A 23,653-nucleotide genomic window follows, 5' to 3' on the forward strand; every position below is an offset into this window, starting at 1 on the left:
ACATCTAGCTACAGCGGCTAGAACAGTCGGTCGTTTCACGCCTTCCTACGAGGCAAAAAGCGCCTCTACGTCAGGAGTTCCAACGCCCTCTTGTTCTAAGCGAGCCGCTTCCGCTTTTGATCTCATCTAGCTGCGCCTCCTAGCCCCTTCCGTCTAAGAACCTTCCGCACGAGAAAGTAAAAAACACTTTCTGTGCGAAAGAACCTTAGCCAACGGGGCTAAACAGTCGGCTTCGCTTTTGATCAAGGGAAACGAGGGAATTGACCGAAGTCCGGACTGCGTTTTTCTTTGAACGCGTCGCGACCTTCTTTTGCTTCGTCAGTTGTGTAGTACAATAACGTTGCATCTCCAGCTAGTTGTTGAATACCAGCTAGACCGTCTGTGTCTGCGTTGAATGCAGCTTTTAGGAAACGAAGTGCCATTGGGCTGTTTGCTAAAATTTCTTGTGCCCATTGTACTGTTTCTGCTTCAAGCTCTTCTAATGGTACTACTGTGTTTACTAAGCCCATATCAAGCGCTTCCTGTGCGTTGTATTGACGGCATAGGTACCAAATTTCACGAGCTTTCTTGTGGCCTACCATACGAGCTAAGTAACCAGCTCCATATCCACCGTCAAAGCTTCCTACTTTAGGACCTGTTTGTCCGAATACAGCGTTGTCTGCAGCGATTGTTAAGTCACATACGATATGAAGTACGTGTCCTCCACCGATTGCATAACCTGCTACCATTGCAATAACTGGTTTAGGAATTGCGCGAATTAGACGTTGTAAGTCTAATACGTTTAGACGAGGGATTTGGTCGTCACCCACATATCCACCATGACCGCGAACTTTTTGGTCGCCGCCAGAACAGAATGCACGTCCACCTTCACCTGTTAAAATGATAACGCCAACATTTGCATCATCACGAGCGTGTGCAAAAGCGTTGATTAACTCCATTACCGTTTTTGGACGGAATGCGTTATGTACTTCAGGACGGTTAATCGAAATCTTTGCGATACCATTGTATGTTGAATAAATAATATCTTCGTAATTGCCTTCTGTTACCCATTCAATAGCCATTACAACTACCTCCTTGTATATTTCTGATCTCCTCTATAAGTGCGTCTTCCTTCTTAGATGAAAAAAGCATCACTGCATAGTTTTTAGAAATCCCTTTACTATTGTATCAAACTTTTCCGGTTGTTCCACATGAATTGCATGGCCAGCACCATCAATTTTGACAAATTTCGCGCCAGAGACGCATTTTTCGGTGTTTTTTAATATGCGAAAGAACTTTTTATCATGCTCCCCGTTCATTAAAAGAACAGGCATTTTTAAGTTTTGCAGCTCATCCCACCATGAAGGCTGTGCTCCTGTTCCCATGCCACGGAGGCTGTTTGCGAGCCCTTTTGGATTGTTAGCAAGCCTTTCTTTTCGCACTGCTTCTTGTACGCTTTTTGCTAGACTTTTTTGCGTTTCAAACAGCGGAATATTTTCCCACATCGATACAAAACTTCGGATGCCTTCTCGCTCAATTTTCTGAGCAAGTCGCTCATCTTTTTCACGACGTTCTTTCCTGTCCTCTTCTCGTTCAAGTCCAGCTGTACAATTTTCTAATAAAAGAGAACGTACATATTCTGGATATAGACATGCCATCGTAATCGCCAGTCTACCGCCCATTGAATAGCCAAGTATGTGCGCTTTTTCAATATGAAGGTAATCTAATAGTTCTTTCACTTGTAATGCCGCATTTCGAATATCATAATGCGTCACATTTTCAGGACTTTCCGTTTTTCCGTGCCCAACAATGTCTACTAAAATGACTTGAAATTGCTCGCTCCAAGAAGGAACGAAGGAACGCCACGTCTCCATGCTTCCCGTAAAACCATGAAGAAGTAGAAGTGGTTCCCCGCTTCCGACTACTTCATATTCATACGATACACCTTGCAGGGTTACGTTCATTTTGATTCACCTTGCAACGATGTAGTAATTACGTCCTGCGTTTTTGCCCATAATGCACGGTGTAATGTTAAGTTTTCATCACGGTTCGTACAAATTTCTACAACGTGTAAACCTGCCGTCGTCGTTCCCTTTTGTACCTCTTCTCGGAATTGCTCCCAACCATTTACACGGCTAAATGAACCGCCGTACATTTTGACAACATGCTCGTAATCAAGTCCAATTGGCGTTCCAAATAATGATTCGAAATGTTCCTTTTTCTCATATTGTGGTAAGAATGAGAAAATACCGCCACCATCATTGTTTACAACAACAATCGTTATATTTAATTCATGTAATTTTGCGGCTAATAATCCGTTTAAATCGTGATAAAATGATAAATCACCAATAACTAATACGAGCGGATCGCAAATAATACTCGCTCCTAAAGCTGTTGAAATGATTCCATCAATCCCGTTTACACCACGGTTTGCCATCACTTGAATATTTTTATCCGATGTGAAGAAGAATGAATCTGTATCACGAATTGGCATACTATTACTCGCAAATAATGTTGCCCCTTCTGGTAGTACGTGGACGATATCCGTAATAACTTTCCCTTCAAATGCAGTTTCATATGTTTCCATTTCACGAAGCGTTTCCTTCGTTTTTTCGTTTATATGTTGCCACATTAGGGACCAATCATTCTTTTTCATATCTGGTATTTTTTCTATTAGTGCCCTGCAAAATGCAATATCACTTGCCTGTACAACTTCTGTCGCAACTAGAGCTGGATCTCTCCATTGCCCAGATTCTTCAACAACGATATGAACAGCTTTCGTCTGTTTTTTAATGAACTGCGTTAATGCTTTCGAAACAGGCATACCACCAAAGCGAATCATAACTTCTGGCTTCCACGTTTCTTTTAACAATTCATTTCGTAAAAATGTATCGTAACAGTCGATTACCATCGCTTTATCGTGATGTCCGCTACGAATGTTAGAAAGTGGATCCGCTAATATTGGATATCCCGTTTTTTCAGCTAGTTCTACCGCAAACGCTGCGATTTCCGAATGACTATCATCTCCACAAATAATAAGCCCCTTTTCCATATGTGAAAGGCGCCCTACAAGAGAATCTACATATTCACTCGGCATCATCACGTTCCCTTGCTGAACTACTCCTGTATATTCCCCGCGTCCTTTATCCCATAAACTTTCTAATGAGAAATCTGGAATAAGCGGCTCACGAACTGGAAAATTAAGATGAACAGGTCCTTGCGGCGCTAGAAGTGCGCTTGCTATCGTGCGCTGCGTCGTCATGCGGGCATAATGATACATCGCTTCACTTGCTTCTGGAAGTGCCATCTCTGTAAATTGCTTCACAAATGTACCGTATAAATTGAATTGATTCATCGCTTGTGGCGCACCAACATCTCTTAATTCATGCGGTCTATCTGCCGTTAAGACGATAAGCGGCACTCGTGAATGAAAAGCTTCACATACAGCTGGATAGTAGTTCGCTGCTGCTGTTCCTGACGTACATAATAATGCAACAGGACGTTTTTTCGCCTTTGCGATACCGAGCGCAAAAAATCCTGCTGACCTTTCATCTACATGTAAATATGTGTTCATTCCTTCATGTTGTTCCATTAGTAGAGCAATCGGCGTTGACCGTGAGCCTGGACTAATGACAACATCACATACATTTAGACGCGTCAGTTCATCCACGAACGCGCCTAAATAATATGACAATGCTTCTATATGATTGTTCATTTCATTAATTCCTCCAAAGCACCAAGCATCGGTCTAAACTTCAAACTTGTTTCTTCATATTCAAGTTGCGGTACTGAATCAATTACAATCCCGCAGCCGGCAAATAAGGATGCTTTCTCGCCATTTAATAATCCGCAACGAAGTGCAACCGCAAATTCACCATTTCCTTTATCATCTATCCAGCCAATTGGTGCACCATATAATCCTCTGTCTAACAATTCAACATCACGAATCAGCTTCATCGCTTCCAAACGAGGTGTCCCGCCAAGAGCTGGTGTTGGATGTAATTCTTCTACCATTGTTAAAAGACTCGCATCGCCTTTTGCCTCTACAGGCGTATATAAATGAATTAAGTTCTTCGTTGTTAATAAGCCCGGACTTTCCGGAATATTAACAGATTCGCAGTGCTCATTTAATACCGACCTGATCATGTTCACAACATAACCGTGTTCAGCTAAATTCTTTTCATCATGAAGAAGCGTATTACTATTTCGTTTACTTTCTTCTATAGATTGACCATGACCAGTTGAACCAGCAAGACACATCGAAGTAAACTTCTCATCTTCTTTGCGAATTAATCTCTCTGGCGTCGCTCCTAAGAAGCATGCTCCTTTATAATCAAAAGAAAATACGTAACAATCCGGTTGTCCAATGCGAAGTGCTTCTAAAACAAGAGCAGAATCAATATGATGATCCATTTCTACTTTTAACTCCCTCGCTAATACAACCTTCTGCACGTTCCCCTGCTTCATCTCATCTTGCACTTTCTCAATGGCCTTCATCCAGCCTTTTGGATCTACTTCTACTTTAGAAGTAATTGTTAATTTCGATCCTTCTAGTGCACATTTACTCTCCTCAAAAATTTTCTCTTCTAAAGAAACAATTTCGTTATAAAGAGTTTCTGCACAATCTGTTGCTGAAACGAATGTATTCATTGTTAACCATGCTTTTTCATTTTTTACAGTTAATAAAAATGCCGGTAGTGAAAATGTAGTATCATCAAATTCTTTCCATAAGTCCGTTTTCTCTTTTTCTTGGTCAAATGAAAATCCACCAAATAAAAGAGGACCTGTTCCAAATTCGTATCTTTCTCTTTGTACAAATGCTTTCTCTTTTACTTTATCCCACTCGTCACGAGCCATTTGAAAGCGTTTGTGAGAAGAAGTTGCTATAGTGAAAACAGAGCCAATTCCAGCAAATATTACATGCTGAGCTGGGTCTGCAAAATAACATCTATTTTCGAATGCAATCCTTTTTCCTGCTGCATAAAACAGAAGCGGATCCATCCAGTCTATTTGTTTTACGAAGCTAACCAATATTTTTTCATCAGTTGCACGCTTAATGGCTGCAGCAAGAACTTCTTGCAAGCCTATTTGTTTCGTTTGAATCACAATTGTCTCCCCCCTATGGGCGAAAAATAGTCATAATTACGCTTGATTTTAAGATACACCTCAAACGAAAGGCCTGTCAACGTTTAGCAATTCTGAGAAATTCACCTTCTCTTCCTAGAAAATAAACGTTGACACTAAATGATGCTTTTTCTACACTTAGTTGTGTACAATATGTGACCAAAGGAGGATTCAACATGGAAATGAACGTCGAAACGAATTCCTCTCCTACGGCGCCAAAGCCAAGTAAGCAAACAGGCTGGCGCATTTGGTGGAGTTTACTACGTCCCCATACATTAACAGCAGCTTTCGTTCCTGTTTTCATCGGAACAGCCTATGCAATGCAGGTCGGAGGTATAAATCAAATACATCTCCCTCTTTTTCTTATGATGCTTCTTGCTTGTCTTCTCATTCAAGCAGCAACAAACATGTTTAATGAATACTTTGATTATAAAAGAGGACTCGATCACGAAGGGTCAGTTGGTATCGGTGGCGCTATCGTTCGTGATGGCATTCAGCCAAAAACAGTGCTTAACTTAGCATTTGGATTTTTCGGCATCGCAATACTATTAGGTGTTTATATTTGTATGAATTCTAGCTGGTGGCTTGCTGCAATCGGTCTTGTTTGTATGACTGTTGCTTACCTTTATACAGGTGGTCCACTTCCCATTGCGTACACACCATTCGGAGAGTTAACAGCCGGATTATTCATGGGTGTCATTATTATTGGGATTTCATTCTTTATTCAAACTGGAACTGTAACATCAGAAGTCATTTTATTATCTATTCCAAGCTCCATTTTAATTGGTGCCATTTTATTAGCTAATAACATTCGTGACTTGGATGGCGATAAAGAAAACGGCCGTAAAACGTTAGCAATTCTCGTCGGACGCGAAAAAGCCGTTGGTGTACTCGCTTCTATGTTCATCGTTTCTTATATTTGGACAATCGCTCTAATTATCGTTAACATCGTATCACCATGGATGCTTATCGTATTTTTAAGTGCACCGAAAGCATTGAAAGCGACGAAAGGCTTTATCGGCAAAAGCATTCCAATGGAAATGGTACCTGCAATGATTGCCACAGCAAAAACAAATACAATTTTCGGTCTCCTAATGGGAATCGGATTATTACTTGGATACTTCCTATAGAAAGGAGCTGCTTACGCAGCTCCTTTTTCCATACACCGACTTCCCGGCTGAAATTCATCTCATAATTCCTACTCTCAACGCTCATACTATGTAAAGAAACTGAATTGTAGGAAGGTGGACGACTATGTTAACTCCACAACAAATAAATCAATTTAAATCTATTTTAGAAAAACAACAGCAAGAAGTTGAACAAACGATACAAACTCATGAAAATGAAAACCGTGCATCTGAACGTGATTCAGTAGGAGAATTATCTAGCTATGACAACCACCCAGGTGATATGGCAACAGAATTGTACGAACGTGAGAAAGATTTCGGGCTCATCGAATTTTGGCATAAGCAGCTAGAAGATACGAAACATGCCCTACAAAAAATAGAAGCAGGTACGTACGGCATTTGCGAAGTGTCTGGCGAAGAAATTCCATTTGAAAGATTGGAAGCAATGCCGACCGCTACAACATGCATCCAGCACACGACAAATAAGTTAAATATGAATACACGACCAGTTGAAGAAGAAGTGTTGTCTCCTTCTTTCCACAAACATGATGAAGATCATTCTGTTGAATACGATGCGGAAGATGCATGGCAAGATGTTGCCAATTACGGAACGTCTGAAACACCATCTGATTTAGAAAGACAAGATTCAAAAAACTATAATGGCATGTACGTAAATAGCGAGGAAAATGTAGGCTACGTAGAGGATTTCGAAAACTTTATCGGTACAGATATGTATGGAAAAAACCCACAAGTTTTCGCTACGGAAGAGCATGAAGAATATGAACAAATGCTCGATGACTTTGAAGAGCGTACTTTCAAAGGCGAACTATCTTCAAATGAGTCAAGTTCCAAAGAATAAAAAAAAGCATTCCGAAAATCGGAATGCTTTTTATCGCTAGCTAATTAGTTTTTTGTAACGTTAGCTGCTTGTGGTCCGCGGTTTCCATCAACGATTTCGAAAGAAACTTCTTGACCTTCTTCTAAAGTTTTGAAGCCGTCGCCTTGGATAGCTGAGAAATGTACGAATACGTCTTCTCCGCCTTCAACTTCGATGAAGCCAAAACCTTTTTCGCCGTTAAACCATTTAACTTTACCTGTTTGCATGTCATGTACCTCCTAAATAAAAATGAAACTATGAATCCACATGAAAAGGTGGATATAAAGGACATGAATGTATAACAAGCTTACAGCCTTTAATACAACGTGCTTTATTTCCGTACCACATTATGTAGCTCAATAGTGTTTTCACTATATCATGCTATATCAAAAACGTCAAATGAGAACACTTTCAACCCATCGTTTTTTATAATTCTAGTATAACCTTAAATTTTCATTCTATTTTTATTCAAAAATTAACAAATCTACAGTATTCTAATTTCTTTGATTTCTGTACAATATAATTACTACATATGATGGGGTGAAAAAATGCAAGCACATGAAATCGAGTATAAATTATATGGCGATGATATGCAGTTTGTTGAAATTGAATTAGATCCTGAAGAAAGCGTTATCGCAGAGGCTGGCGCAATGATGATGATGGAAGATCATATCGAAATGGAAACCATTTTCGGTGATGGTTCTGGCCAATCTAGTGGTCTATTCGGTAAATTAATGGGCGCTGGTAAGCGTCTTGTTACAGGTGAAAGTATGTTTATGACTGTCTTTACAAATACAGGTCATGGCAAGCGCCACGTATCGTTCGCCGCTCCTTATCCCGGAAAAATTATTCCTGTTGATTTAACAGAATATCAAGGGAAAGTAGTTTGTCAAAAAGACGCGTTTCTTTGTGCAGCAAAGGGCGTTTCTATCGGGATTGAGTTTACGAAAAAAATTGGAACTGGTTTCTTCGGTGGTGAAGGTTTCATCATGCAGAAACTTGAAGGTGATGGGCTCGCTTTCATGCATGCAGGAGGAACTGTATATAAGCGTGAATTAAAACCTGGCGAAAAACTTCGCATCGATACAGGTTGTCTCGTTGCCATGACAAAAGACGTTAACTACGATATTCAATTCGTTGGAAAAGTAAAAACAGCCCTATTCGGCGGCGAAGGTTTATTCTTCGCAACGTTAGAAGGTCCTGGAACGGTTTGGATTCAGTCCTTAACACTTAGCCGTTTAGCAGCACGTCTTACAAGCCCAGCAGCTCAAAACAGCGGTGAAGGCAGCGTTTTAGGCGGACTTGGACGTCTTTTAGATGGGAAAGAATAAAGTGAAACTTTAATCAGTGGGGGTTTTCTTCATCCCCCACTGATTATTAGTTGAACCAATCGGACTTTTATGGGCAGTTGATCCCCCACCTAACTTCTTTGCTTTCGCTGAATTTTGAGGTGGGGGTCTTACTGCCCATTAAAGCGGGATAAAACAAAAAAAGATAGTCCCCTTCATAGGGAACTATCTTTTTTTTGACTGTATAAACCATTTTGAATCATATTGGATTCCATAACCTCATTTAGCCGCGCTTCTTCTTTATATTTATAAAGGTTCAAGCCTACTTTTCAAACTTTCTCAAAAGAATGAATCAAGTCCCTCACTGCATATATTGAACTATACCTTTTCTTAAGGAGGGCTTCCTTAATGCGTACTCCTTTATCCTTCGATAAAGATACTGCCATATTGTTAGCTTCTTGTTGTGAGTTAACGTATGAACAATATAAACAAAATGGGATTTTCGAAATACCAGATGGTTTTCAATATGTACAAGGCTTTCAAGGAAAAACCATTCAAACGACAGAATGGTTCGGATTCATACTAGAATCTGAGGATACAATTATTGTAGCTTTTCGCGGGACACAAACAGATACAGACTGGATTATCGACTCACTCGTCAATCAAAGACCATATCCATATGCTTTAAACAGCGGAAACGTCCATAACGGCTTTCTTTCTATTTATGAATCTTGCCGGGATTCTATTATGGATATGCTTGTATCACTACCAGCCCATAAAAAACTTCTTGCAACAGGTCATAGCTTAGGAGGGGCACTCGCTACATTACACATACTAGATGCACGTATAAACACTGCCTTCTCACAGTACGGTCTTTATACATTTGCCTCTCCAAAAGTTGGAGATATCGCCTTTCGAAATTATTATAAACTACAAGTAGCTAGTAGCTTTCGTTTCGTCAACTTATTCGATGTCGTTCCACTTCTCCCTCCCCGAAACATAAATTTTAATGATCGTGATTGGGAATATGCACACGTTCATCACAACATGACATTTACGAAAAATACAAAATCCGTTATAAATAATCATTCCATTACAACATACAAAACATGTCTGACTTCTCATTTTTAACCAGTAAACATTTGGAAATTATATATCCTTATACTATAATAATATATGAAATTATTTTTGGATGAGGGGACCTTACATGCTAAAATTTATCTTTGCACTTTTTCTCATTGTAATTTTTACGTTTACGGGTTTCTTTACATTTTCATACTTTGCGACAGGAGAATATGGTGGAACAGGTATCATATATACTGCCATCCCATTTCTTGCTTAAGCAAAAAAAGAAAACCGAGCTTAATGAGATTAAGCTCGGTTTTTTAAGCGATTATATTCCTCGTTTAAAAGTGAATACACTTTGTCTCCATGAATAAAAGCCCCTTCAAAAGGGACTTTCACTTAATACTGTGTAACCGCATTACCAATACCCCAAATTTCATTACTATACTGTAAAATTGTTCGATCACTCGCAAAATGACCAGATTGTGCAATATTTAAAATCGACATTTCTAGCCACTTCGTTCGGTTCTCATAAGCTCTACCAACAGCTTCTTGCCTTTCCGCATATGGACCAAAATCTCGCAGAACGAAGTATTCATCATTTTGAATAACGAGAGAATCGTAAATCGCTTCAAATTCAGCTCCCGAATGTGCAAAGAAACCATTCGTTAACTGATCTACTACTTTTTTAATATGCATATTATGATGATAATAATCACTTGCACGATATCCACCATTTTGATAGTAATGAAGAACCTCTTCCGCCGTTAAGCCGAAAATGAAACAGTTATCATCACCGACTCTGTCTTTTATTTCAATATTAGCTCCGTCTAACGTGCCGAGTGTAATCGCACCATTCATCATAAATTTCATATTACCTGTTCCTGATGCTTCTTTACTCGCAGTTGAAATTTGTTCACTTACATCGGCCGCTGGGAATATATCTTCCGCTAGAGACACTCGATAGTTTTCTAGAAAGATAACTTTCATATATTGGCTTACGTACGGATCATTATTCACTTTCCTTGCGAGTTCATTGATTAATTTAATAATTTTTTTCGCATAGTAATAGCCAGGTGATGCTTTCGCTCCAAAAATAAAAGTACGCGGATAAAATGTAAAACTAGCATCCTCTTTCAAACGATTATACAAATATAAAATATGAAGAACATTTAATAATTGTCGCTTGTAAGCATGCAGTCTTTTTACTTGCACATCAAAAATAGAATTAGGATCAATTGTAATCCCCATTTTATTATGAATACGCTCCGCTAAAATCTCTTTACGCTCTTGTTTTACCTCTGCAAATTTCTCTTGGAAACTCGCATCGTGTTGAACTGTTTGCAAGGCTTGAAGCTTAATCGGTTCTTTCTTCCACTCTGTTCCAATCGCCTCTGAAATAAGGTTCGTCAGCTGCGGATTCGCCTTCATTAACCAGCGTCTATGAGCAATTCCATTCGTTTTATTATTAAACTTATCTGGATAAAACTCATAAAACAATCGCATTTCACGTTGCTTTAAAATTTCCGTATGAATTTTCGCTACACCATTAACACTATGGCTACCGACAATTGCTAAATGAGCCATTTTCACAAGATCATGCGCAATAATCGCCATCTCCTCAATACGATGCCATTCATATGGATAACGTTCCCAAAGTTCGTGACAGAAACGTTCATTAATCTCTTCAATAATCATATAAATTCTCGGCAATAACGGTTTAAAAATGTGAATTGGCCACTTCTCAAGTGCTTCTGATAACGTCGTATGATTCGTATAAGAAATCGTTTGCGTCGTTATGTACCAAGCTTCTTCCCATGCTAGTTTTTCTTCATCTAATAAAATACGCATCAGTTCTGGAATCGCCAAAACTGGATGTGTATCATTAATATGAATCGCAATTTTCTCATGCAATTGGCGAAGGTCACCATATCTGTCTCTATGCAGACGAACGATATTTTGCAAACTTGCTGATACGAGGAAATACTGTTGTTTCAAACGAAGTATTTTCCCCTCATCATGCGTATCATCTGGATATAAAAACTCCGATACCGCCTCTGTTTCACGCTTATATTTCAAAATATCTTTGCAATTTTGCGGGAAAGGAACTGGTTCAGCATTCCAAAGTCTGAGTGTATTTACAGTATTCGTCTCATAACCTACTACTGGAACGTCATATGGTACTGCCATAATCACTTCTGCATTCGTATGCCTGAACTCTAAACGCCCGTCAATGTATAGCGATTCAACATTGCCGAAATAACTTACTTCTACAGCTTGATCATGCCTTCTTACTTCCCATACGTTTTCATGAAGAAGCCACTGTTCTGGAAATTCAACTTGATAACCATCAACAATTTTTTGATCAAATAAGCCGTGCTTGTAGCGAATTCCACAGCCATGACCTGGTAAGTTTAAAGATGCAAGCGAATCAAGGAAACAGGCTGCTAATCGTCCAAGTCCACCATTTCCAAGACCTGCATCTGCTTCCACCTCTTCTAGTTGTTGCAACGAAATACCAAGCTCAGAAAGTCCTTGCTCACATACATCCCTGATGCCTAAATTTAATATATTACTTCCAAGCAAACGTCCAAGTAAAAACTCAATGGATAAGTAATACATTTGCTTTCGCTCTCCAGATCGATAGCTTTCGTTCGTTGCAATCCATTGACTATTCATATACTCACGTACCATGTATCCCAGCGTATTGTATTGATCACGAGTTGTAGAATCTTTGAAACTTTTCCCATACATCGTCTCTAACTTTTCTAGAAAAGCTGATTTGAAGCTTTCAACATGAGTAAACATTTCTTCACCACCTACATGTTATTCCATGAGACTTTTATACAATTTCTTATAGGCAAGAGCTGATTTCTCCCAGCTATAATCTTCAGTCATCGCTTGCTTTACAAGCTGCTCCCATACCGGTTTATCATGATAAAATTCAATTGCACGATGAACTGTGTGCAACATGTCATGTGCATTAAAGTTCGTAAAACTGAAACCATTTCCTTCTCCAGTTTCTTCGTCATAAGATTGTACAGTATCATTTAATCCGCCTGTCTCTCTTACAATCGGAATTGTACCGTACGCTAATGCGATAAGTTGTCCCAGTCCACACGGTTCAAATAGTGATGGCATTAAGAATAAATCACTTCCCGCATACACTTGGTGAGCTAACTCTTCATTAAATCCGATATACACTTTTACCTTCTCGGGATATTCGTATGCCATCCACTCAAAGAATTGTTCATATTCCGAATCACCTGACCCTAAAATAATACATTGTACATCTTTCTCCATTATTTCACGGAATACAGTACGTACTAAATCAAGACCTTTTTGCTTCGTTAATCTAGTTACCATTGAAATAATTGGTGTATCTTCTTTTTCAGGCAAACCAAAATAACGCTGCAATGCACGTTTATTTTCATTCTTTTCCTCTAATGACTCTGCATCATACTGAGCAGTAATATACGAATCCGTTTCTGGATTATATACGCTCGTATCAATTCCATTTACGATGCCGCTAAGCTTCCCATTATATTTGCGTAACAACCCATCTAACTTCTCACCGAAAAACTCATATTGAATTTCCTCTTTGTATGTCGGGCTAACCGCTGTAATTTGATCAGAAGCGATAATACCACCCTTCATAAAGTTCACATTTCCATAAAACTCTAGCTGCTCACTACGGAAATATTCATCACCAAGTTCTAATAAGTCGTACATCACTTCAGGAGGAAATACACCTTGGAACTGCAAGTTATGAATCGTATACACCGTTTTAATATGCTCATATAATGGGTTATCTTGATACTTTTCACGCAGTAAGAAATTCACCATAGCTGTATGCCAATCATGGCTATGAAGAACATCCACTTCGAAATCAAGATGAGGAATACACTCTAAAACTGCTTTCGAAAAATAAGAAAAACGCTCTCCATCATCATAATGACCATACAGAGAATCCCTCTTAAAATAATATTCATTATCTATTAAGTAATACGTAATCCCGTCTTGCTCACCTTTTAAAATTCCGCAATATTGATTTCTCCACCCAAGCGGGACGTTAATTACTTTATGTAACGTACATCCATCCCTTAATTTTTGCGGAATAAGACTATAATTTGGGAGTATAATGCGAACGTCCACACCTAATTTTTTCAGCTCTTTTGGGAGCGCACCTGCTACATCAGCTAATCCTCCCGATTTAACAAATGGTACACATTCTGATACTGCAAATAAAATATTCACTTGTTGTCCCACTGCACGAAAAGCTTATACGACTTCCCTTGCAGCTTCCTCCCTTCGAGTTTTCATTTGAATGAATGCTTTAATCAGTGGAGGAAAAACCCCCACTGATCTTTTTAACGAATTTACCGAAAGAATTCTCCTTCCTCAACCGTATGAAGGGCAATAGCCCAACGGTAGGTCGGAGATGAATTTCGGTTTGGCATAGCCAAAAACTTTTGATAAACTAACTATATGAAGTTCTTTGATAACTTGATATAGAAGGTTGCAGGAAGAAAATAGAGTGCGAAAACCAAGCCATATTCGGTTCCTGCGTAAAATATCAACCGTACGAAAAGAGCGTCCAAGCGTTGGACATCTAGGGGTGGAACACCCCGAAGTAACGCTCAGGGAGACGAAAGGTTACTTTCGTCGTGGAACTGAGAAGCTCCCACTTCAAGTTTTGCTAAGTGGCGAGTAGTTCACGAATAACTATTAATCGTACTATTTTGAATGCTTCCTTTTTCTACAACATATGGCTCATCCACGTTTCCTTTTAAGACAACACCATCACCAATGTTCACGTCTTTATCAATAATAACACCGTCTATTATACAGTTATCTCCAATTTTGCTCTTTTGCATAATAATGCTATTACGGACAATTGAACCTTTCCCAATTTTAACAGAACGGGAGACAACACTATTTTCTACTTCACCTTCGATAATACTGCCGTTTGCAATCATTGTATTTTTCACGGCTGCACCCTTCAGGTAACGAGTTGGTGGTTCATCTTTTACTTTCGTAAAGATTGGTGCTTCTTTCTTAAATAATTGCTTCCAAATAGCAGGCTGCAAAATTTCTAAGCTATGTTTATAGTAACTTTCAATCGAATCAATAATAGCTACATATCCTGTATGCTCATACGTAGCAATATGCAGTGATTTTCCGCGCTTTTCTCTCACTACATCAAATAAACTGTATTGCTCCACATCTTTATATGTCTCGAATAAATCTAACAATAATTGTTTCTTTAACACGTATGTTTGAAGCGAAACCCCTTCATGACAAACTTCAGTAATATCAGCTTCCGTATGTATATGTCGCTCTAACACCGCTTGAAAATTTAATGCTGTTACGAGATGGCTATTCGTAATAACGACATACTCTTCTCTGGCTCTTAGAAAATAATCAATATGTCTTCTAAAATGTGCAAAAGACCCAAATTCATCTTGGTCACATTGGCAATTTGGTGGGAATAAAAACAGTCCATCTCTTTTTCTATCTAAATCCCACTGTTTTCCTGAACCAACATGGTCCATTAGCGAACGGTTTTTATGACTTGTAAAAACCGCTACACTATGAATATTAGAATTCACCATATTTGAAAGCATGAAATCAATGAGTCGATAACGGCCCCCAAACGGTAACGCCGCTAGTGAGCGATGCCCTGTTACTTTCTTTAAGGAAGGAAAACTTCCCGTTGCATTAATAATTCCTAACATTTTTTCTCCCATTCATTTCATCCCCCTTTTCTATTTCCCTTCAGCAATTAGTACTACATCGTCGACATTTTTTTCTGGACGAATAATTGTTCCATCTTCAATAACCATTTCCGATCCAACAATCGCTCTTTCAATCACAACATTTTTACCAATCTTCACTCCTGGCATAACGACAGAATCAATAACCATACTACCTTCTTCCACCGTCACCCCTTGGAATAATACAGAATGCTTCACGTCCCCTTCAATGACGCATCCTTCGTTAATAAGTGATTCTTCTACTTTTGCCTTTTCAGCAATATATTGAGGTGGCTCATTTGGATTTACAGAATAAATACGCCAATTACGATCGTTTAAATTCAGCGATGTTTCATCACGAAGTAAATCCATATTCGCTTCCCATAAGCTTTTCACCGTTCCAACATCTTTCCAATATCCTTCAAATGGATACGCCATTAGCTTTTTCCCTTCATCTAATAAAAGCGGAAGTACATCTTTTCCGAAATCATTACTAGATTCAGGATTTCTTGCATCCATCTCTAAATACTCTTTCAAAATTGCCCAGTTAAAAATATAAATTCCCATTGATGCAAGATTACTTCTTGGAAATTGCGGTTTCTCTTCAAATTCAACAATCTCCATCTCTTCGTTCGTATTCATAATACCGAAACGACTCGCTTCATCCCAAGGCACTTCAATAACAGAAATCGAAACGTCTGCTTCTTTCTCAATATGGTAATCTAGCATTTTACTGTAATCCATTTTATAAATATGGTCGCCAGATAAAATCAGGACATACTCTGGTTCATATTGACTTAAATAGTTTAAGTTTTGATAAATGGCACTTGCCGTACCTGTGTACCACTTCACACCTGAAGACTCCGCATAAGGAGGTAATACTGTGACTCCACCGCTTACTCGGTCTAAATCCCAAGCATTGCCGATTCCGATATAATTATGAAGTTCGAGTGGTTGGTATTGCGTTAAAATCCCCACCGTTTCAATACCAGAATTCGCACAGTTGCTTAGCGTAAAATCAATAATGCGATATTTACCACCAAATGGAACAGCTGGCTTGGCTAAATTTTTTGTTAATGCACTTAATCGACTACCTTTTCCCCCTGCTAGTAACATTGCTACGCACTTTTGTTTTTGAGCCATCTTGTTTTTTGCTCCCCTTTCTCGTCTTCACTGGTCGTAATATGGATACGCCAAATGGTGGAATTGTAATTTCTACATGTGCCGCTTGATTATGATACGGTTCTTGAATCGTCTTGAGACGTTTCTTATTCACTTGACCCGATCCGCCATATTGCTCAGCGTCACTGTTTAAAACCTCGTTATAATACTCGAAATCTGGCAAACCTACTTTATAGTTTTCATATGTAGCTTTCGTAAAATTACATACGACAACTAACGCATCCTCTTTTTTATCCCCTTGGCGGATAAACGAGAAAATACTTTGCTCATGATTATTAGCATCTATCCACTGAAATCCTTCAGGTGAATGGTCAAGCTGCCAAAGTGGTTTGGAGCGCTTATACAATGCTATGAGCTCTTTAAAGTAATCATGCATATAACGATGCATTTCAAAGTCATGTAAATTCCAATCCAAATCTTCAAGGTCTTTCCACTCATCAAACTGCCCAAATTCTCCTCCCATGAAAAGTAATTTCTTTCCTGGGTGAGTAAAGAAATATCCATATAATAAACGAAGTTGAGCAAACTTATCCCAGTAATCTCCTGGCATTTTATTTAATAACGACTTTTTCCCATGAACGACTTCATCATGAGAAAGCGGTAATATGAAATTTTCAGAGTAAGCATATATTAAAGAGAACGTCATTTTCTCATGAATATACTTCCTGTACTCAGGCGCACACTCCATATATTTCAGCACATCATTCATCCAGCCCATATTCCATTTGTAATTGAACCCAAGCCCACCTTCATACGTTGGAGCTGTTACAAGTGGCCAAGCTGTTGAATCTTCTGCTGTCATAAGAAAATCTTCATCTTCTGCAAACACCGCTTCATTTAACTCTCGTAAAAATGAAACAGCGTGCTCATTACTTTGCTCCTGTCCTTCTTTATTCCAGTACAGCATGTTCGCAACTGCATCCACCCTGAAACCATCAATATGGAAATATCTCATCCAAAATAAAGCATTTGAAATTAAAAAATTACGTACTTCCCTCTTGCCTAAATCAAAATTAACAGTTCCCCATACTAGGTTTTCTTGTACATCTATATCTTTATATTCATAAGTCGGTGTCCCATCAAACAAATATAAACCGTGAGCATCTTTACAAAAATGCCCCGGCACCCAATCTAAAATGACACCGATTCCATATTTATGACATTCATCGACAAAATACATCAAATCATGTGGCGTGCCGAATCTACTTGTCGCTGCATAATATCCCGTTCCTTGATATCCCCAAGAACGATCATATGGATGCTCAACAAGCGGCATAATTTCAATATGTGTAAATTGATGTTCCACCACATACGGAATGAGCTCCTCGGCCATTTCTCTGTAAGAATACAGAGCGCCATCTTCTTTCTTTTTCCAAGAACCGAAATGTAATTCATAAACTGTCATCGCTTCTTTATAAATCGATTTTTTCTTTCTCTTACGAATCCAGTTTTTATCATTCCATTCATATCCCTCTATATCAAAAACTACCGATGCCGTATTTGGTCTTATTTCTGCATATACTGCGTAAGGATCTGCTTTTAAAATCACATCACCGTCCATCGTTTCAATCGCATACTTATATATCTCATTCTCTTCAATATGCGGTACAAACAAGGACCAAATCCCCTCTTCTGTCACTTGTAGCATCTTATGTTTCTCATAATCCCATTCATTAAAATCTCCAACAACACTCATTGCTTTCGCATGAGGAGCCCATACTGTGAATCGTACACCTCGCATCCCATCTTCCGTCACAATATGTGCCCCAAAGATGTTATAACTGTCATAGTACTTTTCTGTATGAAACTCATCTCGTTTCACTTCTTCACAATTTATTACATCCAATATGTTCACCTCACCAAGATGACAGAATTTTTTTACTCTTTATCATTTCTGCGAAAAACTGAAATATCCTTGTTATTTTTTAAAAAATATTCGTTTTTTTCTTTAATTTCGCTTAAAATATTCAAATTCACTGTGTAAAATATCGAATTTTGACGAATATTCATTGCAAACGCTTCATTTTCTACTAGTCTTTCATCCTATTATTTATTTCTCAACCTTTATTTCATTAGATCTATCCTATTTTACTCGCCATTTATCACTTAAAATCGCAACAAAATAATCTGTCATAAAAAAATGTTTCTCAACATTTTTTGTCATAATTTTATTGAAATGGAAAATTCATAAGCATATACTTGTTCTCAATAAAGAACATCGAACCTTCGCAAATATAATTCATACTGAAACACTATGTTTACTCTATCCATACTCTAGGTGAAAGTTTGATAAAAATTAAATTAGGGGGGCTTTCTTATGTCATTAAAACAAAAGGTTGGGATGGGAGTTGTCACAGCTTCACTTGGCTTATCCCTTACATTCGGCGGTGTATTCGCCTATTTCAGTGATTCTGAAACATCTAGTAACTCCTTTCAAGCTGGTACACTAGATCTTTCTATTAATCCAAGTGTAATCGTTAATGTGAAAGATTTAAAGCCAGGCGACTTTATTGAAAGAAACTTCAAACTTGAAAACAAAGGGACATTGGATATTGCAAAAGTAGCACTTGAAACATCCTATGAAGTTACAGATGCAAAGCAAAATAATGATGGTGAAGATTTAGGCGATCACATCATCGTCAAATTTTTAGTGAATGATGGAAAGCCATCTAATCCAAACGATGATCACGAAATTTTGTGGGAAACAAAACTATCAGAATTAAAAACTATGAAACCTGAGGATGTAGCTACTTCTCTAGAACGTCATAACTTAATTGATGGTATTAAATCTGGTGAAACAGATTACTTACACGTTCTCTTCTCCTTTGAAGATAACGACCAAGATCAAAATAAATTCCAGGGTGATTCCTTACAGCTAAACTGGACATTCCACGCAGAGCAAACACCAGGCGTGGAGAAATAAAATTTAAAATATAAATTATCGGAGGCCTATATATGAAAAAGAAAAATCGTTTTGTTACCGGAATTGTAACGGCTGGCGTTCTATTTTCAACTGCCCTTCCGTTCAATGTACTTGCTGAAAATCCTATTAATCAAATTGACTCATCAAACGCTCAATCTTTACTATCAAAGCTCTCTAAAGACCAGCGTCAGGCATTACAAACGTTAGATGCCAATCCTGGTTTTACTATTTCGCCAGATATTAATACGAGTAGTTCTGAGCCAGTAAATATCATTGTAGAATTTCAAACTGCACCAGTAAAAATTAATGAATTGAAACAAAAAGAAAAAGGATTACAGGCTGCTCCTGAAAATATAAAAGCACGTATTGATCAAGAGCATAAAGAATTCCAAGAAGGATTAAAACGCCTTCACCAATTCAGCCCATCAGTAAAATCAGGGAATTTCCAGTCTGTACAAATTAAACGTTCTTATAAGCATGCGATCAATGGGGTTGCTCTAACGTTACCTGCAAATACAGTGGAAGAATTGTTACGAATTGGCGTTGTAAAACGTATTTGGAAAGATTACGAAGTGAAATTAAATTTACCAAAACAAGCGGAGCAAAAAGCACCTCAAAAACTAACAGATAGCATTCCGCAAATTGGTGTAGATAAGTTACATAGCGAAGGCATTACCGGAAAAGGAATTAAAGTTGGTGTATTAGACACAGGTATTGATTACAATCATCCTGACTTAAAAGACGTGTATAAAGGCTATCGCGCAAAATCTGGCGAAGATTCTAGTAAGGTAGATCCAAACTCCGTAAAAGGTTGGGACTTTATTAATAACGATGCCGATCCGATGGAGACTACTTATTCAGAATGGCAACAATCCGGTGCTCCTGAATTTGATGATCGTGGTTCTTCCTTCTACACGGCACACGGTACTCACGTAGCAGGTATCGTTTCTGCTCAAAAGAAAAACAAATCAGATTCCGCAGTAAAAGGTGTTGCACCTGACATTGAACTGTATAACTATCGTGTACTCGGTCCTTATGGAAGCGGAGATAGTTCTGGTATTATCGCTGCGATCGATAAATCTATTTCTGACGGTATGAACGTCATTAACTTATCGCTAGGTGACGATAGCAACAATCCGCTTGATCCAACTTCTATCGCTGTCAATAACGCGATGCTTTCCGGTGTTGTTACAGTCGTTGCTGCTGGAAACTCTGGTCCAAATCCAGCGACACTCGGATCACCAGGTGCTTCTCCCTTTGCTATTACAGTTGGAGCAAGTGACAGCTCTATTTCCTTACCGAAACTATCAGGTCATGCTGGACAATTACAATTCTCTAACCTAATTTTATTCGGAAAAAACTTCACTGATAAAATAGAGGATTTCAAAGGACAATCTTTACCTATTGAATCTGTAGGAATCGGTACTCCTGACGAGTTTAGTAAAAAAGATGTAAAAGGAAAAATCGCTCTCGTTGCACGTGGTACACTCTCATTTGATGAAAAAATTGCTAACGCAAAACAAGCAGGTGCAAAAGCCGTTATTATTTATAACAATGTGGATGGAGAAATTCCTTTCTACGTTGGCGAAAGCACAAAATACATTCCAGCATTCCGACTAACGAAAGAAGACGGGGAAAAACTAAAAGCTCAAATTGAACAAGGCAGTACCTCTTTAACTTTCGATGAAATCAACTACATTCAAACAGAAGGCGACCATCTTGCAGACTTTAGCTCACGTGGCCCTGTTACATCAAATGATGATATTAAACCTGATATTACAGCGCCTGGTGTTGCTGTCCTTTCAACAGTACCTGAATATATTAACGATCCACAAGAAGGCGAAAACTATGACGTTTCCTATGAGCGTATGCAAGGAACATCTATGGCATCCCCTCATATCGCGGGTGTTGCTGCACTTATTTTACAAGAACATCCAGAATACTCTCCGTTCGATGTAAAAGCATCTCTAATGAACACAGCTGATGATTTAAAAGAAAAGTATTCTGTATATGAAGTTGGAGCTGGACGAGTAGATGCGTACAACGCTGTTCATACAGAAGCAAGTTTTAAAGTGCTAGATACAACAAAAACAGTTGTGAATGATGAAGTAATTGAAGTACCAGAAGAAACTGGATCCATTGCATTCGGGAAGTTTTATCAAAAAGACGGTGAAGCTCTTGAACAAAAACGAAATATAAAAGTGGAAAATCATAATAAACAAGAGAAAAAAGAATTTAAAACAGAAATTTCTTATACACCAGCATCTTCTGCTATTAACGATGCTACCGCAAACGGTGTAAAAGTTTCTGTTCCAGAAACAATTACGCTTGATGCTGGCAAAGCGGATGAAATTGAAGCAAAAATTAATGTTCCAGCCGGTGCAAAGCAAGGCCGCTATGAAGGATATATTCATATTACAAATACGAAAAACAAAGAGGAAACGTATCAAATTCCGTTCTCTATTCGCGTATCAGAGCCTGGTATTGAAAATGCGATATTATCAAGAAAAGCAATTTCAACTGATACATCGAAATTTAATCCATACGGTGAATCATATGTTCACGGGGCATTCCAATTAAATAGCGAACTTGAAACGTTAGATCTTATCGTGAAAGATTCCAAAACAAATAAAGCACTCGGCTTCATTGGAACGTTAAACACGAGTGGCCTAAAAACGGATGTGTATTACTACTTAGATTCATTCTTTAACGGCAGAGTGTATCCTTTCACAAATGATCCTGCGAAACCAATCGGTGATGAGAAAATCAACTTACCAGAAGGAGACTACACAATTGAGTTTGTTGGCTATGATAAAGCTGGGAAAGCACGTGTGAAAGGTGATTATGTCGTAATTGATAATACACCGCCAGAAGTGAAATTAACTGGATTAAAACCTGGCATTTATGAATTAAATGAAGAAAATTATACAGTAGAAGATGGTAAAAAAGCGTTATGGATTAAAGGAAATGTGTATGATTCGAACGTTGACTACTTAAAAGGAAAAGGGCTAAATATTACGCAAGAAGCGAATGGAGTTATGTATTATGACTATTCTCCATACTTGCATAAGTTTTTACCTATTAATGCAAATGGTGACTTTAAGGTTGGCATTACTCCTGAATCCTTTAAAGTGGAAGGCCCAATGAACACAGGCGTATATATTTTCGATTATGCAACTGCAGGAGCTGACTATCCAAGTGGTGTAAATAACTATTGGTTTATCCCGCAAGGAGCTCAATATGCGAAAACTAGTTATGATAAAAAAGAAGTATATAAAGGTGATGAATTCACTGTGACGCTAAACGCCAAACATGTGAAACAATTTGTTGCTGGGGAATTTAACGTGAAATTCCTAGAGAAGAACTTCAAATTTGCAAATGCGAAATTGAATCCTACTTTTGAAAAGCTCCTTTCTGAAAAAGGGATAACGGCAAAAGTACATGAACCGAAACTAGAAGCAGGCTCTGTTACGGTTGGCGGTGCTATCGATGACAAAAACTTTGCTGGATTAGATGGTGATTTCCCGTTCATTGATGTAACGTTCAAAGTAGAAAACGATGAATTTTATGAAGCAAATGCTCAATTAGAGTCAGCAGTGTTTGTATACTGGAAACCAGGAGAAACAGCGCCAAATAGAATGCGTGTCCTTCAAGATCAATCATTCTCAGTAATGTCCTTAAACTCACTAGTAGAAGGAAATATTAAACCTGGTGCATTCTTAAATGAACGTGGATATTTAGATGAAAAGTTCGATTATACAAAGCTTGGCGTAAAAGTATATGCGACTGATTCTTACCGTCATAAGTTTGAAGACTCACTTGATAAATACGGTTACTTTAAACTAAATGGACTACCTGTTAATAAACGCGACTACAACTTATACGTAGAGGTTCCAGGACATTTAACAAGCCGACTAACAACGAAATTAGGTACTGAGAAAGATGGTAAGCTACTTGGCCAATATTATTATGCACGCTTTGATGAAAACCTTGCAGGTGATGTAAATGGTGATAAAGTAATTGATATGAAAGATGCAGAAATTATTGCTAGCAACTATGGTAAAAAAGGACTATCTGTAAAAGACGGCGACCTTAACAAAGATGGCATTGTTGACGAAAAAGATATTCGCTTCGTTGAAAAGAACTTCTTGAAAAAAGGTCCTGATGCATCTAAATCACAAACACCTGTTGAAAAATCAAAAAGCGGTACACTTGCAGATATTTTAAAGAAATTAGGATTAACTCCTAAAAAATGATAATAATAAAGAGCACTCTATATAAAGTAGAGTGCTCTTTTCTATAAACGACCCTTATCCAGCAAAAGGGGTATA

The 23,653-nt window shown here is 38.3% G+C and carries 17 protein-coding genes; 7 read left to right on the forward strand and 10 right to left on the reverse strand.

Features of this window, described 5'->3' with window-relative positions:
• Positions 1-242: 242 nt before the first annotated feature.
• The 4 genes from menB to KZZ19_RS23800 form a co-directional block, all read right to left on the reverse strand.
• Complete coding sequence (menB, locus tag KZZ19_RS23785; RefSeq protein WP_000963892.1) at positions 243-1,061, reverse strand: 1,4-dihydroxy-2-naphthoyl-CoA synthase; 819 nt, start codon at positions 1,059-1,061, stop codon at positions 243-245.
• A gap of 69 nt (positions 1,062-1,130) precedes the next feature.
• Entirely contained in the window at positions 1,131-1,943 is an 813-nt protein-coding gene (menH, locus tag KZZ19_RS23790; RefSeq protein ID WP_237981480.1) for a 2-succinyl-6-hydroxy-2,4-cyclohexadiene-1-carboxylate synthase, read from the reverse strand.
• Positions 1,940-3,694 (reverse strand): 2-succinyl-5-enolpyruvyl-6-hydroxy-3-cyclohexene-1-carboxylic-acid synthase, encoded by a 1,755-nt coding sequence (menD, locus tag KZZ19_RS23795; protein WP_237981479.1) that lies wholly within the window; start codon positions 3,692-3,694, stop codon positions 1,940-1,942. The genes menH and menD overlap by 4 nt, the downstream gene beginning before the upstream one ends.
• The gene (locus tag KZZ19_RS23800; RefSeq protein ID WP_237981478.1) at positions 3,691-5,085 is read right to left on the reverse strand and encodes an isochorismate synthase; all 1,395 of its coding nucleotides are present in this window, start codon (positions 5,083-5,085) and stop codon (positions 3,691-3,693) included. The genes menD and KZZ19_RS23800 overlap by 4 nt, the downstream gene beginning before the upstream one ends.
• Before the next feature lie 194 nt (positions 5,086-5,279).
• Between KZZ19_RS23800 and KZZ19_RS23805 the strand changes: the two genes are divergently transcribed.
• Both KZZ19_RS23805 and KZZ19_RS23810 read left to right on the forward strand, forming a co-directional pair.
• On the forward strand, positions 5,280-6,233 hold the full coding sequence (locus KZZ19_RS23805; protein WP_237981477.1) for a 1,4-dihydroxy-2-naphthoate polyprenyltransferase: 954 nt from the start codon (positions 5,280-5,282) through the stop codon (positions 6,231-6,233).
• A 124-nt stretch (positions 6,234-6,357) separates the two neighbouring features.
• The gene (locus KZZ19_RS23810; protein ID WP_237981476.1) at positions 6,358-7,089 is read left to right on the forward strand and encodes a yteA family sporulation protein; all 732 of its coding nucleotides are present in this window, start codon (positions 6,358-6,360) and stop codon (positions 7,087-7,089) included.
• A 44-nt stretch (positions 7,090-7,133) separates the two neighbouring features.
• Here KZZ19_RS23810 and cspD read toward each other — a convergent pair whose 3' ends face one another.
• Positions 7,134-7,334, reverse strand: coding sequence for a cold-shock protein CspD (gene cspD, locus KZZ19_RS23815; RefSeq protein WP_001193051.1), 201 nt, complete (start codon positions 7,332-7,334; stop codon positions 7,134-7,136).
• A gap of 321 nt (positions 7,335-7,655) precedes the next feature.
• Between cspD and KZZ19_RS23820 the strand changes: the two genes are divergently transcribed.
• The 3 genes from KZZ19_RS23820 to KZZ19_RS23830 all read left to right on the forward strand — a co-directional run bounded on the left by KZZ19_RS23820 (position 7,656) and on the right by KZZ19_RS23830 (position 9,738).
• Positions 7,656-8,438: a TIGR00266 family protein gene (locus KZZ19_RS23820; RefSeq protein WP_237981475.1), complete on the forward strand. Its 783-nt coding sequence runs from the start codon at positions 7,656-7,658 to the stop codon at positions 8,436-8,438.
• Positions 8,439-8,804: 366 nt separating this feature from the next.
• Positions 8,805-9,527, forward strand: a complete 723-nt coding sequence (locus KZZ19_RS23825; protein ID WP_237981474.1) for a lipase family protein — start codon at positions 8,805-8,807, stop codon at positions 9,525-9,527.
• A gap of 76 nt (positions 9,528-9,603) precedes the next feature.
• Positions 9,604-9,738: a hypothetical protein gene (locus tag KZZ19_RS23830; RefSeq protein ID WP_265413101.1), complete on the forward strand. Its 135-nt coding sequence runs from the start codon at positions 9,604-9,606 to the stop codon at positions 9,736-9,738.
• 122 nt (positions 9,739-9,860) lie between these two features.
• Here KZZ19_RS23830 and glgP read toward each other — a convergent pair whose 3' ends face one another.
• The 5 genes from glgP to glgB all read right to left on the reverse strand — a co-directional run bounded on the left by glgP (position 9,861) and on the right by glgB (position 18,245).
• Positions 9,861-12,269 carry a glycogen phosphorylase gene (gene glgP / locus KZZ19_RS23835; RefSeq protein ID WP_237981473.1) on the reverse strand — a complete coding sequence of 803 codons (2,409 nt, stop codon included), beginning with the start codon at positions 12,267-12,269 and terminating at the stop codon, positions 9,861-9,863.
• An 18-nt stretch (positions 12,270-12,287) separates the two neighbouring features.
• A complete protein-coding gene (glgA, locus tag KZZ19_RS23840) occupies positions 12,288-13,718 on the reverse strand; it encodes a glycogen synthase GlgA (RefSeq protein WP_237981472.1) in 1,431 nt (476 codons plus the stop codon).
• 458 nt (positions 13,719-14,176) lie between these two features.
• On the reverse strand, positions 14,177-15,211 hold the full coding sequence (gene glgD / locus KZZ19_RS23845) for a glucose-1-phosphate adenylyltransferase subunit GlgD (RefSeq protein ID WP_088098174.1): 1,035 nt from the start codon (positions 15,209-15,211) through the stop codon (positions 14,177-14,179).
• Positions 15,212-15,229: 18 nt separating this feature from the next.
• A complete protein-coding gene (gene glgC / locus KZZ19_RS23850) occupies positions 15,230-16,360 on the reverse strand; it encodes a glucose-1-phosphate adenylyltransferase (protein ID WP_237981471.1) in 1,131 nt (376 codons plus the stop codon).
• Positions 16,308-18,245, reverse strand: a complete 1,938-nt coding sequence (glgB, locus tag KZZ19_RS23855) for a 1,4-alpha-glucan branching protein GlgB (protein WP_237981470.1) — start codon at positions 18,243-18,245, stop codon at positions 16,308-16,310. Before glgB ends, glgC begins: the two co-directional genes overlap by 53 nt.
• Before the next feature lie 471 nt (positions 18,246-18,716).
• Here glgB and KZZ19_RS23860 point away from each other — a divergent pair, with 471 nt between their 5' ends.
• Together KZZ19_RS23860 and KZZ19_RS23865 are read left to right on the forward strand one after the other, a co-directional pair.
• On the forward strand, positions 18,717-19,322 hold the full coding sequence (locus KZZ19_RS23860) for a CalY family protein (protein ID WP_098341977.1): 606 nt from the start codon (positions 18,717-18,719) through the stop codon (positions 19,320-19,322).
• Positions 19,323-19,354: 32 nt separating this feature from the next.
• Positions 19,355-23,578 carry a S8 family serine peptidase gene (locus KZZ19_RS23865; protein WP_237981469.1) on the forward strand — a complete coding sequence of 1,408 codons (4,224 nt, stop codon included), beginning with the start codon at positions 19,355-19,357 and terminating at the stop codon, positions 23,576-23,578.
• The last annotated feature ends 75 nt before the right edge of the window (positions 23,579-23,653 follow it).

The sequence above is a fragment of the Bacillus thuringiensis genome (genome assembly GCF_022095615.2).
In the GTDB taxonomy this organism is placed as follows: domain Bacteria; phylum Bacillota; class Bacilli; order Bacillales; family Bacillaceae_G; genus Bacillus_A; species Bacillus_A cereus_AG.